At 32.4% G+C, this 14,662-nt stretch carries 16 protein-coding genes; 15 read left to right on the forward strand and 1 reads right to left on the reverse strand.

Annotated elements, in window-relative coordinates:
* The first annotated feature begins 134 nt into the window (after positions 1-134).
* The 15 genes from ACRBBL_RS04520 (at position 135) to ACRBBL_RS04590 (ending at position 12,662) form a co-directional block, all read left to right on the forward strand.
* Positions 135-794 carry a TetR family transcriptional regulator C-terminal domain-containing protein gene (locus ACRBBL_RS04520; protein ID WP_431367829.1) on the forward strand — a complete coding sequence of 220 codons (660 nt, stop codon included), beginning with the start codon at positions 135-137 and terminating at the stop codon, positions 792-794.
* On the forward strand, positions 794-2,104 hold the full coding sequence (locus ACRBBL_RS04525; protein WP_431367830.1) for an ABC1 kinase family protein: 1,311 nt from the start codon (positions 794-796) through the stop codon (positions 2,102-2,104). Before ACRBBL_RS04520 ends, ACRBBL_RS04525 begins: the two co-directional genes overlap by 1 nt.
* Positions 2,104-2,718, forward strand: coding sequence for a flavin reductase family protein (locus tag ACRBBL_RS04530; RefSeq protein ID WP_431367831.1), 615 nt, complete (start codon positions 2,104-2,106; stop codon positions 2,716-2,718). The genes ACRBBL_RS04525 and ACRBBL_RS04530 overlap by 1 nt, the downstream gene beginning before the upstream one ends.
* Positions 2,719-2,725: 7 nt before the next feature.
* Positions 2,726-4,147, forward strand: a complete 1,422-nt coding sequence (locus ACRBBL_RS04535) for an SDR family oxidoreductase (protein WP_431367832.1) — start codon at positions 2,726-2,728, stop codon at positions 4,145-4,147.
* Between the two features lie 6 nt (positions 4,148-4,153).
* A complete protein-coding gene (locus ACRBBL_RS04540; RefSeq protein ID WP_431367833.1) occupies positions 4,154-5,641 on the forward strand; it encodes a deoxyribodipyrimidine photo-lyase/cryptochrome family protein in 1,488 nt (495 codons plus the stop codon).
* Positions 5,641-6,069, forward strand: coding sequence for a hypothetical protein (locus ACRBBL_RS04545; RefSeq protein ID WP_431367834.1), 429 nt, complete (start codon positions 5,641-5,643; stop codon positions 6,067-6,069). The genes ACRBBL_RS04540 and ACRBBL_RS04545 overlap by 1 nt, the downstream gene beginning before the upstream one ends.
* On the forward strand, positions 6,066-6,344 hold the full coding sequence (locus ACRBBL_RS04550; protein ID WP_431367835.1) for a TIGR03643 family protein: 279 nt from the start codon (positions 6,066-6,068) through the stop codon (positions 6,342-6,344). The genes ACRBBL_RS04545 and ACRBBL_RS04550 overlap by 4 nt, the downstream gene beginning before the upstream one ends.
* A gap of 112 nt (positions 6,345-6,456) precedes the next feature.
* Positions 6,457-7,158 (forward strand): GTP cyclohydrolase I FolE, encoded by a 702-nt coding sequence (gene folE / locus ACRBBL_RS04555; protein ID WP_431367836.1) that lies wholly within the window; start codon positions 6,457-6,459, stop codon positions 7,156-7,158.
* Between the two features lie 3 nt (positions 7,159-7,161).
* Entirely contained in the window at positions 7,162-7,365 is a 204-nt protein-coding gene (locus tag ACRBBL_RS04560) for a hypothetical protein (RefSeq protein WP_431367837.1), read from the forward strand.
* Between the two features lie 92 nt (positions 7,366-7,457).
* Complete coding sequence (locus tag ACRBBL_RS04565) at positions 7,458-8,141, forward strand: SDR family NAD(P)-dependent oxidoreductase (RefSeq protein ID WP_431367838.1); 684 nt, start codon at positions 7,458-7,460, stop codon at positions 8,139-8,141.
* A gap of 3 nt (positions 8,142-8,144) precedes the next feature.
* On the forward strand, positions 8,145-8,606 hold the full coding sequence (locus tag ACRBBL_RS04570) for a TspO/MBR family protein (protein WP_431367839.1): 462 nt from the start codon (positions 8,145-8,147) through the stop codon (positions 8,604-8,606).
* Between the two features lie 6 nt (positions 8,607-8,612).
* Positions 8,613-9,101: an SRPBCC family protein gene (locus ACRBBL_RS04575; RefSeq protein WP_431367840.1), complete on the forward strand. Its 489-nt coding sequence runs from the start codon at positions 8,613-8,615 to the stop codon at positions 9,099-9,101.
* Positions 9,091-10,392 (forward strand): cryptochrome/photolyase family protein, encoded by a 1,302-nt coding sequence (locus ACRBBL_RS04580; protein ID WP_431367841.1) that lies wholly within the window; start codon positions 9,091-9,093, stop codon positions 10,390-10,392. The genes ACRBBL_RS04575 and ACRBBL_RS04580 overlap by 11 nt, the downstream gene beginning before the upstream one ends.
* Positions 10,393-10,749: 357 nt before the next feature.
* Positions 10,750-11,715, forward strand: a complete 966-nt coding sequence (locus ACRBBL_RS04585) for a fasciclin domain-containing protein (RefSeq protein ID WP_431367842.1) — start codon at positions 10,750-10,752, stop codon at positions 11,713-11,715.
* A 113-nt stretch (positions 11,716-11,828) separates the two neighbouring features.
* On the forward strand, positions 11,829-12,662 hold the full coding sequence (locus ACRBBL_RS04590; RefSeq protein ID WP_431367843.1) for an OmpA family protein: 834 nt from the start codon (positions 11,829-11,831) through the stop codon (positions 12,660-12,662).
* Between the two features lie 24 nt (positions 12,663-12,686).
* On the opposite strand, the gene ACRBBL_RS04595 is transcribed toward ACRBBL_RS04590, so the two are convergent.
* Positions 12,687-14,654, reverse strand: a complete 1,968-nt coding sequence (locus ACRBBL_RS04595; RefSeq protein ID WP_431367844.1) for a DUF3857 domain-containing protein — start codon at positions 14,652-14,654, stop codon at positions 12,687-12,689.
* Positions 14,655-14,662 lie beyond the last annotated feature (8 nt).

The raw sequence follows: 14,662 nt of genomic DNA on the forward strand, positions 1-14,662 counted from the left end.
TTCTTCTCTATAATTTAAATTTCTTAACAAATTCTTTAAGAAAACTTTAACAATGCTTTCATTTTTTTTGTTCAACTAATGTCAAAATAAGTTAAACAGTAGTCGTATTTTTATGCTGTCTTAAAAAGTACATCATGGCAAAGAAAAAAAATATAACTGCACTCTCCATCATTTCGGTATATATGGACCACATATTGGAACATGGAGAACAACCCAAAAACGTATATGCATTTGCGAAGAACAATAATTTTGAAGAAGCAAAATTCTACGAGTTTTTTAGCTCTTTTAAAGCATTAGAAGAAGCTATTTTTACAACCTTTGGTACAAATACTATAGAAATTTTAGCAGGAAGCGAAGAGTTTGCAACATTTGATGCACGCAACAGGCTACTCAGTTTTTATTACACTTTTTTCGAACAATTTACTGCTAACAGAAGTTATGTAGTACATAGTTTGACAATGCATAAAAATCAAATTCAATCATTGAAATTGCTTAAAGGACTTAAACATGTATTCAACGATTTTGTAGAAACACTCGATTTAAAAACGCTCGATTTGAATGAAGAGCGTTTAGAAAAGATACAGAACAAAGCCATTAAAGAAACGGCTTGGATACAATTTATAATGGCTATGAAATTTTGGTTAGATGATACATCTCCAAGTTTTGACAAAACAGATCAATACATTGAAAAATCTGTGAATGCCAGTTTTGATTTGATCGATAATACACCTTTGAAGAGTATTATTGATTTCGGAAAATTTATTCTTAAGGAAAAATTAGACATAAGAGCTTAATGAAAACAATTGACAAAATTCCTATCACCAAAATTCAACGCGCCAGTAAAATTGTAACTACAGGTGCAAAAGTTGGTGTAAATTACTTAAAGTATTACGGTGATAAACTCATAAATTCTGAAGAAAAAGCAAAAGAACGATTGAACGAATCGAATGCAGAAGATATTTATGATGGTTTAAAAAGTTTGAAGGGAAGTGCTTTAAAAGTAGCACAAATGCTGAGTATGGAAAAGAATATTTTACCACGCGCTTATGTGGAGAAATTTTCATTATCACAATTTTCGGTACCGCCATTATCACCGCCTTTGGTTATAAAAACATTTAAAAAGTATTTTGGTAAACATCCAAATGAAATTTTTGATACATTCAACTCTACTTCTGTTAATGCCGCTAGTATAGGACAAGTACACGTTGCCAAAAAAGATGGGAAGAAACTTGCTGTGAAAATCCAATATCCAGGAGTTGCGCAAAGCATCTCCACCGACTTGGCTCTTGTAAAACCTATTGCTACTCGAATGTTTAACATTACTGGAAAAGGTTCTGATAAATATTTTAAAGAAGTAGAAGAGAAATTGATTGAAGAAACTGATTATTTTCTTGAAATTAAACAAAGTAAAGAAGTTTCGGAAGCATGTAAGCATATTCCAAACCTACTTTTTCCAACATATTATGATTCGCTTTCATCAGAACGAATTATTACGATGGATTGGATGAATGGTGAACATTTATCTGAGTTTACGGCTAAAAATACCGATCAGGAGAAAGCAAATTTATTAGGACAAACACTTTGGGACTTTTATATGTTTCAAATTCATGAATACCGAAAAGTACATGCCGATCCGCACCCTGGAAACTTTTTAGTTTCAAAAGATCATGAATTGATTGCACTCGATTTTGGTTGTATGAAAGCCATTCCAGAAGATTTTTACATTCCGTATTTTGAACTAGCAGATCAGGAAACAATTAATAATCCTGAATTGTTTACGAAGAAATTATACGAATTAGAAATTCTTCGCGAAGACGATTCTAAAGAGGAATTAGACTTTTTCACTGAGATGTTTCACGAATTACTCGGATTGTTTACCACACCATTTAACACTGAAGTTTTTGACTTTTCTGATGAAGAATTCTTCGGTAAAATTGCGGACATTGGTGAGCGTTATTCAAAAAACACACAACTGCGTAGCATGAATGCAAATAGAGGTTCAAAACATTTTATTTATATGAACAGAACATTTTTTGGGTTGTATAATTTATTACACGATTTAAAAGCTGAAAATGTAATTATTAACAATTATAAAAGTCTCTAATGGCTACAATCACGAGTACTGACATTGATGCAATGGAAAAGTTGTACCGAATTAACTTAATTAATAGTTGCTCGGGGTACAAATCGGCAAATTTAATTGCAACCCAATCACAAGAAGGTTTTACAAATGTTGCTGTTTTTAGTTCTGTGACACATTTAGGATCAAATCCACCTTTACTAGGTTTTATTTTGAGACCAAATGTTGTACCGAGAAATACGTATGAAAATATTCGAAAAACAGGAATATATACGATCAATCATATTCATCAAAAAATAACAAAAGATGCGCATCATACATCTGCAAAATATCCAAAAGAAGTTTCGGAGTTCGATCAAACAAATTTAGAAACTGAATACAAAAGTGACTTTGCAGCACCGTATGTAAAAGGTTGCCATGTGCAAATAGGCATGCGTTATATGAATGAATATTTAATTGAAGAGAACGATACAATTTTAGTGATTGGTAAAATTGAACACATACACATAAATGATGATATTTTAGAAACGGATGGTTTTATAAATCTTGCCAAAGCAGAAACTGCCGCCATCAATGGACTTGATGGATATGCAATTCCGCAACAGCAAACACGCTATCCGTACCAACGTCCCAAATAAAAAAACCATGCGAATTCTACTTACAGGAGCTACAGGATATATAGGAAAACGACTGATTCCAATTTTATTGGAAATGGGACATTCTTTAGTTTGCTGCGTGAGAGATAAACAACGTGTGCCTGAAGAAGTTTCAGCTCACGAACGCGTGGATTTGATTGAAGTTGATTTTCTGAATTTGGAAAGTTTAGATCAAATTCCCACAGATATTGACGTTGCTTACTATTTAATTCATTCCATGTCTTCCTCAACAGCGTTTGAACAATTGGAACGCGATTGTGCCGTGCATTTTAAAACGTACATGCAAACCACACAAGTAAAACAAGTTATTTATTTGAGTGGAATTGTCAATGATTTGCAATTATCTAAACATTTACAATCGCGTAAAAATGTAGAAAACATTCTGCAATCTAGTACGTATAAATTAACAACGTTTCGCGCAGGAATCATTGTCGGTAGCGGAAGTGCATCCTTTGAAATTATTCGTGATCTCACCGAAAAGTTACCAATTATGGTAGCTCCAAAGTGGATTAAAACGAAATCGCAACCCATTGCCATTCGGAATGTTTTGGAATACTTAACCAAAGCTATTGGTACTAAAAAAGTATACAATCAGTCCTATGATATTTTTGGACCAGATACGTTGACTTATAAAGATATGATGTTACAATTTGCAGAAGTACGAAAGTTAAAACGTACTATTATTTCTGTTCCTGTGATGACACCAAAGCTTTCCTCCTATTGGTTGTATTTCATCACTACAACTTCCTATAAACTTGCCATCAATTTAGTAGATAGTATGAAAGTGGAAGTGATTGGAAAACCAAGTGACATCAATAAAATATTGGACATTCAACCAATGCCGTACAAAAAAGCAGTACAAAAAGCATTCATAAAAATTGAGCAAAACAGTGTAATTTCTAGCTGGAAAGATTCGTTAATTAGTGGTCGTTTTCGCGAAAAAATTTCACGTTATATCAAAGTGCCTGAATATGGTTGTTTTAAAGATATTAAAAGACGTACAGTTATTGATGAGCAACAAACTATCGATAAAATTTGGGCTATTGGTGGTACTAACGGTTGGTATTATGCAACCTATTTATGGAAATTACGCGGTTATTTAGATAAAATATGCGGAGGCATTGGATTGCGCCGTGGTCGTAGAAATCAAAAAACACTCAACGCTGGAGATCCTCTTGATTTTTGGAGAGTTTTATACGCTAATAAAGAAGAAAAACGATTGTTACTTTTTGCAGAAATGCGTTTGCCAGGTGAAGCTTGGCTAGAATTTAAAATTGAGAAAGGTCAACTGTTACAACGTGCTATTTTTAGACCTAAAGGAATTTGGGGACGCGTGTATTGGTATGCCGTATTGCCGTTTCATGGTTTTATATTCAACGGAATGATAAGCAAACTTGTAAAAACAGCATAAATATATATGAACACTTCAAACAAAATAGAAATTAACGTCGTACTGTTTAAGCGTGATTTGCGTCTTCAGGATAATGAAGCAATTCACAATGCGCTTTCTACTGAACGAAAAACGTTGTTTCTTTTTGTATTTGAAGATATTCTCCTGAATGATCCGCATTACAGTGAACGTCACTGGAACTTTATTAAAGAATCTTTAATCGACTTAAATAATTCTTTGACTGCATTCAATAGTGAGATATTAATTGTAAGATCAAATATTAATAGAACATTGCAGATCATTCAGGAAACTTATAAAATTACACACTTATATTCGCACCAAGAGACAGGCATAAAATCAACGTATGATCGTGATAAAAGACTGAAACGCTTTACACTAAACAACATGATTACTTGGGTTGAAAATGTAAATAATGGTGTATTTCGAGGATTGACAGATCGTACCAATTGGGTAGAATTGTGGGAAGATTTTATGAATAAACCCCTACTTCCGTTCAAACCAAAAAAAGGACAATTATTTACACCAGAAGAAATAGCACATTTACTCACTTTTTTTCAGTTGCCTGATTTAGAAACTGATCCAAATTCGCCTTTTCAAAAAGGAGGAACTACGATGGCATATAAGTATATGAATACATTTTTTAAAGATCGTGGAAAAAATTACAATGCGCACATTTCAAAACCTTTATTAGCACGTAGAAGTTGCAGTAGATTATCTCCGTATTTAGCTTGGGGAAATTTATCTGTGCGACAAGTTATTAAAGAAACAACACGTTGTATTGAACAGAATATTTACAAAAAACAAATGGAATCCTTTGGTTCACGTTTGCGTTGGCAAGCGCATTTCATACAAAAATTTGAGATGGAAGACGAAATGGAATTTGTAAGTCTTAATAAAGGATATAGAAAACTAAAAAAACGAGTTTCTGATCAATATATCAAAGCTTGGCAAAACGGATTAACAGGCTATCCGCTAGTTGATGCCTGCATGCGCTGCTTAAAGGAAACAGGTTATTTGAACTTTAGAATGCGTGCGCTTATTGTCTCTTTTTTTACGCATAACTTATGGCAACCTTGGCAAAAAGCAACAGTTATCTTGTCACAATACTTTTTGGATTTTGAGCCAGGCATTCATTTTCCGCAAATACAAATGCAGGCTGGCGAAACTGGAATTAATTTATTACGCATGTACAATCCGACGAAAAACGGAATAACACATGATCCTGAAGGTATTTTTATAAAACAATGGGTTCCTGAATTGGCAGAATTAGACATTACTTTTGTTCATGAACCATCGCGAATGACGCCAATGGAACAACAAATGGCAAACTTTTTTCTTGGTAAAAACTATCCGAAACCAATTGTTGATCTTCAAAAAACAAGAAAACATGCAAGTACTGTTTTATGGAGTATGAAAGATGAAAATACCGTAATTGAAGAAAATTTTCGAATCTTAAAAAGACACACTTTAGCAAATAGAAAAAGAAGTTCGTAATGATTATCAATACTACATATACAAACAAAGAAACTGCTAAATTGATCGATTCGCATTTAGGAGAGGCCTTTCCATTATTAAAACGCATCAAACTAAAAGGAATTGGTTCCAAGCGAATGATCATCAATAATGTAAGTCCAAAAATGAAACAATACTTAAATGCGGTTGATGATCTCAATTATGGAAATATCGAATTACGACCAAAAGGCATTCTAATTCATATCCACAAAAAATTAAATAGTTTTTCTTGGATTGTTCCATATTACAAATTACACATATATACATCTGCTTATTTTAGCATTCATGCAGATGGCAATTTTATTCAATTCAAAAAAAATAAAAGCTACAAAGAAAATAAAGCGTTCATTGAAAAAATGCAAGCACAAAAAAATTCTATATTAAACATTACTGATTATTACCAAGGATGAAGCACGATTTAACCCCAATACAGATAGACAGAATCATAGAAATGGCGTGGGAAGATCGCACTACTTTTGACGCAATAAAATTTCAATTTGGACTTAACGAACAAGATGTTATATATTTGATGCGAAATCAGATGAAAATATCTAGTTTCAAACTTTGGAGAAAACGTGTTTCTGGTCGTAAAACCAAGCATCAAAAAAAGCGAAATTTTATAGACGGACGCTTTAAATGTTCTCGCCAAAAAAGCATTAGTAATAACAAAATATCAAAGCGATAAGCCAAGTATAGTTTTTACTTATAGAAGCATCAATAAAAAAGAAAGAGAATCTTTTGATTAAACTTTATTTTGTTTAACTTTAAAATCAAATAATTAAACATTTTAAAAATACATGAAAACTGCTGACGTTTTAAACCAATTGAGTGATACTTCCATTTCTTTTAATGGATTTGATCATGATGAAATTGGGGATGAACACCTACTAACAGGTATGGAAACTCCTATGCGTTCAGATGCTTTCAGAATAACTGACGAAGAAAAAAAGCAAAAAATAGCCTACCACTTCTCAGAAATTATGGAAACGTTAGGTCTTGACCTAACTGACGACTCATTAAAAGGAACTCCTAAACGAGTTGCTAAAATGTACATAGAAGAAATTTTTTCAGGGTTAAACCCAAGAAACAAACCAAAAGTTGCATTGTTTGATAATAAATATCAATACAATCAGATGCTTATTGAAAAAAATATCCAATTCTACTCTAATTGTGAACATCACTTTGTTCCCATCATGGGAAAAGCACATGTGGCGTACATCTCTTCAGGGAAAGTAATTGGACTATCGAAACTTAACAGAATTGTTCAATATTATGCAAAGCGACCTCAGGTTCAGGAACGACTGACCAATCAGATTGCTACAGAATTATGCAAAATATTACAAACTGACGATGTGGCGGTAATTATAGATGCGAAACATTTATGTGTTTCATCAAGAGGAGTTAAAGATGACTCATCTACTACAATTACGTCTTATTATGGAGGTGTTTTTAATACGTCCGAAAAAATACTAGAATTACAAAACTTTTTAAACAATTAAATTATGGCAACCATTTTTTCAGAAGTAACGGACTTTGAGGAAACAAAGTTCATATCAAGAAGCGATAAAATTGCTGCAAGTCGTGAAGCTAAACGTCTAATCTTAGGATTAAATGAAATCTATAAGCAGAAAAAAGACCCTGCAATTATGGAAATTATGAAACGGCTAACTACGCTAAAAAAGAAATACGAGAAGCGTTTAAAATAAACATACTCTAAAATATAATGTTATGCAATGCTAATAGTTGTATGCTATTAGCATTGTACTGTATTGAATTTATACATACCCAAATCTATTTAATGAGCAATATAGTCGTAATTGGAGGTAGTAGAGGAATTGGCGCTGCTATTGTAAAATCACAAGTAAACAATCATACTGTGATTAATATTAGTAGAACAACTCCAGAAATAACTTCCAATAATTTAACGCATTATAACTGCGATATCCTTGAAGATGAGCTTCCCGAATTAGAAGCAATAGATACACTTATTTATTGTCCTGGTAGCATTAATCTAAAACCAATAACACGACTAAAAATTGAGGATTTCAAAAATGATTATGAAATCAATGTTATTGGTGCAGTAAAAGCAATTCAAAAATACCTTCCTGCTTTAAAGAAAGGAACAGATCCAAATATTTTATTATTTAGCACAGTTGCAACGCATTTAGGAATGCCTTTTCATGCTAGCATTGCTGCAGCAAAATCGGCTGTAGAAGGTTTGGTAAAATCATTGGCTGCGGAGTTTGCTCCAACAATTCGTGTGAATGCTATTGCTCCAACTATTACCAATACTGATTTGGCTAGCAAGCTGCTACGAAATGACAAAATGATTGAAAATATTACAGAACGTCATCCCTTGAAAAAGTTTTTACAACCACAAGAAGTCGCTGATATGGCTGACTTTTTAATTTCTAATAAATCACGTTCTACATCAGGACAAATTTTTACAATGGATTGTGGCATTGTGAGTGTTAAACTATAGTCTATGAAATTTTATACTCGTCTGATACTATTCTTAATCATTAATTTTGGTGCGCTTGGATTAGGCATCATTTTAATGAACGATGGACCAAGAGCTAGTTGGTATTTAAGCTTAGATAAAGCTCCATGGACACCTCCAGGCTGGGTATTTGGCTTTGCATGGACAACTGTCATGATTTGTTTTTCAGTCTACATGGCAAAACTCACAGAAGCAAAAAACAATAAAGTAATCTTGCTTTTATTTACAATACAATTTATACTAAACGTTAGTTGGAATTATGTCTTTTTTAATCAACATAACATTTCTTTAGGAATGCTTAATTTGATTGTATTATTGATGTTAATTGCTGTGATGACATTTAAATTTAAATCACAATTAAAAATATATAGCATATTCATACTTCCCTACTTAGTATGGATGCTCGTCGCTAATTCTTTGAACGGTTATATTTTATATACTAACTAATGTATTATGCAAAAATTTAGCACAAAAGGAATTGTGTATAGACTACACAGTAAACAAAACTTTCCCATATCTCTTGAAGAGGCATGGGATTTTTTATCGGATCCAAGGAATTTAAAGACTATTACGCCCGATTATATGAGTTTTGATATTCTCACAGAAGATCTTGGAAAAATGTATCCTGGTCAAATTATACAATACATTGTCACTCCTATCTTACACATAAAAACACATTGGGTTACTGAAATTACACATGTTGAGCATCAGCATTATTTTGTAGATGAACAACGTTTTGGTCCTTATAAAATGTGGCATCACAAGCATTTTATCAAAGAAATTCCTGGCGGCGTAGAAATGGAAGATATTATTGACTATAAAATTCCGTTTGGCTTTTTGGGACGACTCATGCATCCCATACTCGTAAAACCAAAGCTTACAGAAATATTTGAATACAGAACTAAAAAACTAACCGAATTATTTGGAGCTTATGAAGGATAATTATGTACTTTTTTGGCATAGAAGAGACTTACGCATCGAAGATAATATTGGATTGCACAAAGCGCTAACTTCTGAAAACAAGGTTATTCCGCTATTCATATTTGATGAAAATATTTTAGATAAGCTTCCAAAAGACGATGCACGTGTCACATTTATTCATGAACAACTCGAAAAAATGTACAATACGCTGCAAGAAAAGCATGGTGTTTCATTGCTTGTACAACATGGAAATCCAATTGAAGTTTTTCGTGAAATTATCGGAAAAATCAATATTGTAGCGGTCTATACCAATCATGATTATGAGACGTATGCGATTGCAAGAGATCAAAAAGTAAAGGAATTCTTGGAAACGGAAAACATTGCTTTTCACACTTTCAAAGATCAAGTTATTTTTGAACGTGATGAAATTGTAAAAGCAGATGGACAACCATATTCCATATACACTCCATATTCAAAAAAGTGGTTGGCTAAACTAAAAAATTCCGATTACGAAAGTGTAGATTGCGCCTCGCATTACAAAAACTTTTCGAAACTACATTTTGATTTTCTTTCATTGGAAGCTATTGGATTTACAACTTCCAACATCAAAGTACTTCCGCATACAATGACAGAAAATATCATTGAAAATTATGAAGCTACTCGAAATTTCCCTGCAATTGAAGGAACTTCAAAATTAAGTCCACACTTGCGATTTGGAACTATCAGTGTTCGGCAATGTGTACAAAACGGATTGCAATCAGAAGAAAATACATTTTTAAAGGAATTGATATGGAGAGAATTTTTTATGCAGATTCTTTGGCATTTTCCTAAATCAGTCACTAACAATTTCAAATCAAAATACGATGGCATCAAGTGGCGAAATAATGAAAAAGAATTCAAGGCTTGGTGTGAAGGAAAAACAGGATATCCATTAGTAGATGCAGGCATGCGCGAACTCAATGAATCTGGCTACATGCACAATAGAGTTCGTATGATTACTGCAAGTTTTTTATGCAAACATTTATTAATCGATTGGAAATGGGGCGAAGCATATTTTGCTGAAAAATTACTTGATTTTGACTTGGCTCAGAATGTTGGAAATTGGCAATGGGTTGCAGGAACAGGTTGTGATTCTGCTCCGTATTTCCGAATTTTCAATCCAACTACACAAATTCAAAAGTTTGATAAAGCACATAATTATATAAAAAAGTGGGTTCCAGATTATCAGGAGTTTAGCTATCCTCAACCTATAGTAGAACACAAACACGCTCGCGAACGTTGCTTAGCAACATATAAGGAAGGTTTAACATAATTTTTTCCTGAAAAACTTCTACACCTTTACATTTTTATTTTCCATGATTTGCTTTGGTTAAGTCAATTTTACTAATGCTAGCAGTTCACTGACAAATGCAACACTTACAAGCGTGTAGCTATACTGACATGAATAGCGACCAATTAGACAATATTATACGACTTAAAAACCAGTCATCTCTATAATGAATACCAACAAGCTTATAGAATCAACCCTTCATTTTGTTTAACGTTTTTATCAATTTAACAAACAATTAACTGTTTTGTTTAACTATTTATAATTTTGTTTAAACAAAATCATTTATATTTGTACCGATCGTTATAAACAACTAATCATATAAAAAGCAATAAAATTGTTATGAAAAAGAAAACAACATTTATCATTATGGCTTTTGTTTTATCATTATTTACACTCACTTCTTGTAGTGATGATGACAACAATGTAGTCGCCCCAAGTAACACGATTGCAGACTTCGTAGCTGCAAACGCTGACTTTAGCTCTTTAGGAGCTGCATTAGACAGAGCTGGTTTAACAAGTGTATTAGCTGGAACAACAGATTACACTGTTTTTGCTCCAAACAATGCTGCATTTGATGCATTCTTAACAGCAAACGACTTTGCTAGCTTAGAAGCAGTACCAGTAGACGTTTTAACTCAAGTCTTATTAAACCACGTTGTTAGCGGAGTAAATACTTCATCAGATTTAACTACTGGTTACATTAAAACTTTAGCAATAGAGGCAACAACCGAAAGTACCCTAAGTATGTATGTAAATACGAGCAGTGGCGTAGTTTTAAATGGTGCTTCAACAGTAATAACTGCAAATGTATCTGTAGATAACGGAGTAATTCATGCAGTTAATACAGTTATTGATTTACCTACTGTGGTAACATTTGCAACAGCAGACGCAACTTTTGGCTCTCTAGTATCTGCTTTAACAAGAGAAACTTCTTTTACATATGTAGCTACTTTGAGCACAAAATCATCACCAGCTCCATTTACAGTATTTGCTCCAACTGATGCAGCATTTACAGATTTAGTTGCAGAATTAGATGGCGTAGACTCTTTAGCTGATATTCCAACAGCAACTTTAGAAGCCACATTAAACACACACGTAGTAACAGAAGCAAACGTATTAGCATCAACATTAACAGATGGAATGATGATTAGTACATTAGGAGATAGTTTTACAATCAATACGTCTGGTGGAGCAAGTTTCACGGACTTAAACAATAGAACCGGTAATATTATTGTTACCGATGTTCAGGCAGTGAATGGTGTAATTCATGCTGTTGATAAGGTTATATTACCGAATCTAAATTAGGTGTATTAGGTTCATAATAAAATCCTTTATATGACCAATAAGGACAACTATATTTTAGTTGTCCTTATTTTTTTGATATAATTTTGTACCTTTTTCATCCCAAAGAATGATTAATGAAACATCTACTTGTCATATTCCTATGTTCTATCAGTTTTTGTCAAGCACAAAACATTGAGTTTGATATTTATTTTGATTCTGGCAAATTTGTATTATCTAAAAAACATACCAAGAAAATCAATCAGGAACTTGCTAGTTTAGACAGTACTACAACCTATAATTTTGTCATTAAAGGATACACTGATTTTGTAGATACAGAGAATTTTAATCTAGAATTATCTAAGAACAGAGCAAATTCGGTAACTACATTTCTTAAGGAGAATTATGAATTATTGATAAATTCTATCGAGAAAGAAGCTAAAGGAGAATTACCTACCTTAACGAAACAACAAAATGAGCGCATTGGTGTAAAAAAACACCGAAAAGTATCTGTAGTTGTTTCTAAAAACGATCACAAACCAAAAGTTGTCAAACGAAAAGAAAATATTTTTGTGATTCCAGTAAAGAAACTTCAAATTGGAAGATCATATTCTTTTGGTAAGATTAATTTTAAAACAGGAAGAGTCACACTTGTAAAGTCATCAAAAAAAGAGTTAGAAAAACTCGTTCGGTTTTTAAAGAAAAATAGAAATATTCATATTGAAGTACAAGGACATGTATGTTGCGGCGGTAATGATGATTCTGATGCTTTGAATAATGCTAAAGGTACAGAGACACTTTCTGTAGATAGAGCGCGTTTTATTTATAAATATCTTATTAGTAGAGGAATTTCTGAAGAACGACTTACTTACAAAGGCTACGCGTTTAAAGCACCATTGTATTTTCCAGAAAAAGGAGCTCGCGATCGCAGTGCTAATAGACGTGTAGAGATTAAGATTACGAAAGTGTAATAATAATATTCTTCTTATTTTCTCTTAAGTACGTTTTAATTTAACAATCAGTCGTTTACTTTTTATACTTTTCACTTGTTCATTTAGCAACCTCAATTCTTCAAGCTTTTCTTTTGGAATTAAATTCTTTAAAATTTTATAGTTTGAATGAAATTTAAGTTGGTTATCCTTACTTTTTTCTAGTTTGAAATAGTATTCACCGTACTCATTTTTAAAATCTACATTTCCTTTTTCAAGACCTAAAACCTCGATATCACAAGGGAAGTTTAGGTAAAATAAAAAATTATCAGAATAATTATAATCAAGGTAATAGTTTAGATCGGAAGCCGTTGATGTATTCTCTAATTTACTGTGTTTAATCAATTTGCCAATTGAAATACTGACTAGACTATCATTTATAAATGTCACTGCATTGTTTAATGTACCTTTACCACTCATAGCAAAAGAGAATGGCTTTTCTTTACTTTGTACTCTACTGGTAATTGTATCAACCTGTATCGTATTATCCTCACCTTCAAACTCTGTTAAAGCATCATAATATTCACTAGCTTCTTTATTTTTATCTAGCATACCAAAAAAGCTTCGCAGCTCTGTAGAAAATCCGCCAGAAATTTTAAATCGATATCTAAAAGAGGTTTTCTTTTTATCAATATCTACAGTACTGGAAATAGTTTGTTGTATATAATTACGATTATAGTCAATTCCAGGTAACTGAACAGTAGCTACAGAAACTGAGTCAACAGTAGCGAGTTTTAAATCTCTAGAAATAAACTTATCCTTTTTTCTTTTTTTCTTTTTTTGATAAGGCTTTACCAAAACGGCTTTAGTATCATACAAAGAAGTTGGTATTTCATCTATTTGATACCTGTAAAAATCTTCATTTGGATATAAAAATTTCAGGTTTCCTTTTTCATCTTTAAGCGCAAAAAATATGTGATCAAACTCACCTTTTCTAATATAATCCATATCAATAGGTCCTGCTTGTCTGTCTTTTCCAAATACAGCCCAATACTCAATTTCTAAATCTTCCAACAATTGTCTGTAAAACCTTCGAATGCTTATTGGATCAAATCTTTTTTCTTTAAGAAAATAGCCTGTAGACTTTATCAATTCTCCTCTTCGAGGCTCTTCCATTTTAAAATTTTCCAACACCTCGTTGTACAATAATGTAAATTTATAGAACTTAGTACTGTCTTTGGCTTCTCCAATTACTCTTCGCTTCCATCGTTTATAATATGACGATCTTTCTCTGTCAATATTCATTGGTTGCGTAAGTATATTAAACTCTTCATTATATACTTTTTTCCAAGTTCTTAACTTACTATACTTATTTTCTACAGAGTAATATAAATATGGTTTTTCACAAGGCAGGCAGTTATGTTCATTTAACTCTAAACCTTTTAATTTATCAGCTGAGAATTGCAAATACACTAAACTATCATTAGAGACAACTTCAGGTTCGGGAAAATCATTATACGTCTTATAGCGAACAGCAAAACCTTTACCCGTTTTTATAGTGCATTGAGTATTCATGCTAGGTAGATCTGAATATAAATTTACATATCCCATTAAGTTTGACTTACTTAAATCTTCATAAAAAACGTAATTTGTTTCAATGGTGTCACCTGGTTCTACAGCAGGAATAGGATAATTGATTGCTCCAAATGGTTTCCTTTTAGAGTTTCGTTTAAACACCAAACTAGAATCCAATTCAACTACAGAACCGTCAGCTTTAAGAGTTCTTATCTTAATACTTTCTATACGATTACTTTTATATTCATCTAAATTTAAAAAAGCATGATTTTCTACACCTTTCGTTGTATTTACAACCAATTTATTATTTATAGAAATATACCTCTTATAACCAAACACATATTTGGCATACGTGACATCTGTGTAGGTATATTTATAATAAGCATCCGAGTTTTTACAAAGTTCTGCAAAGGGATCTTCTTTTATAAAAGTTTTAAAACTGTAAAAAAGAATAGCCATGCATATAA

The organism is Kordia sp., from assembly GCF_050633145.1.
GTDB lineage: Bacteria > Bacteroidota > Bacteroidia > Flavobacteriales > Flavobacteriaceae > Kordia.